The following is a 551-nucleotide window of genomic DNA, read 5'->3' as shown; positions in this document are numbered from 1 at the left end:
ACAAACACTTAAAGGAAAAAACATTGCATTAATTTTCGAAAAAGACTCAACTCGTACTCGTTGCGCATTTGAAGTTGCGGCAGCTGACCAAGGTGCAAGCACTACTTACCTTGGACCAACTGGTTCTCAAATGGGCAAAAAAGAAACAGCAGCAGATACAGCACGCGTTTTAGGCGGCATGTATGACGGCATCGAATATCGCGGATTCTCTCAACGTACTGTTGAAACATTAGCAAAAGAATCAGGCGTGCCGGTATGGAATGGTTTAACTGACGAAGATCACCCAACACAAGTATTAGCTGACTTCCTAACAGCTAAAGAAGTATTGAAAAAACCTTATCACGAAATCAACTTCACTTACGTAGGCGATGGTCGCAACAACGTTGCGAATGCGTTGATGCAAGGTGCAGCAATCATGGGTATGCGTTTCAACCTTGTTTGCCCTAAAGAATTGAATCCTACGGATGAATTATTGAACCGTTGTAAAGAAATCGCTGAAGAAAACGGTGGCGAAATCTTAGTAACAGACGACATCGATAAAGGTGTTAAAG

At 42.3% G+C, this 551-nt stretch carries 1 pseudogene; it reads left to right on the top strand.

Annotated elements, in window-relative coordinates:
* Positions 1 to 551, top strand: a pseudogene (locus HMPREF2603_RS09100) (ornithine carbamoyltransferase subunit F); the annotation flags it as partial.

Source organism: Staphylococcus sp. HMSC055C03, from assembly GCF_001809385.1.
Classification (GTDB): domain Bacteria; phylum Bacillota; class Bacilli; order Staphylococcales; family Staphylococcaceae; genus Staphylococcus; species Staphylococcus simulans.
Note: the sequence above shows the minus strand (reverse complement) of the source record. Positions and strands in the feature narration are given on the sequence as shown.